Origin of the sequence: Arthrobacter sp. SIMBA_036, assembly GCF_046535135.1 — a bacterium.
Lineage (GTDB): Bacteria > Actinomycetota > Actinomycetes > Actinomycetales > Micrococcaceae > Arthrobacter.
In genome coordinates this window covers 1-260 of the sequence record NZ_JAWRXG010000276.1, presented here as the reverse complement: position 1 = coordinate 260, position 260 = coordinate 1, and the positions used below count along the sequence as shown (strand labels likewise).

Genomic DNA, 260 nt, shown 5'->3' with positions numbered 1-260 from the left:
AATTAATTGCGTTTTTCCGATCATTACAGGATGCAAAATTAAGTTTATCCAGACTAAATGAAGTGCAAAATCATCCCGAAGAGGAACAAGAGTACCAGGTTCCACTTTTAAGCAAAAAATATACAGACCAAAACGGTATAGAAAAAGGAATTTATTTCAAGAATGTTTCATTTCAATATGAAGGTCCGCAATCGCCGTATGTTTTAAAAGATATTGATCTTTTTATCCCTGAAGGAAAAGTTACCGCTATTGTTGGAGCT

Annotated in this window: 1 protein-coding gene; it reads left to right on the top strand. The window is 33.8% G+C overall.

Annotated elements, in window-relative coordinates:
• Window positions 1-62: 62 nt before the first annotated feature.
• The coding region (locus tag SB659_RS19875) for a hypothetical protein (RefSeq protein ID WP_410551662.1) at window positions 63-260 on the top strand (198 nt) is incomplete at its 3' end.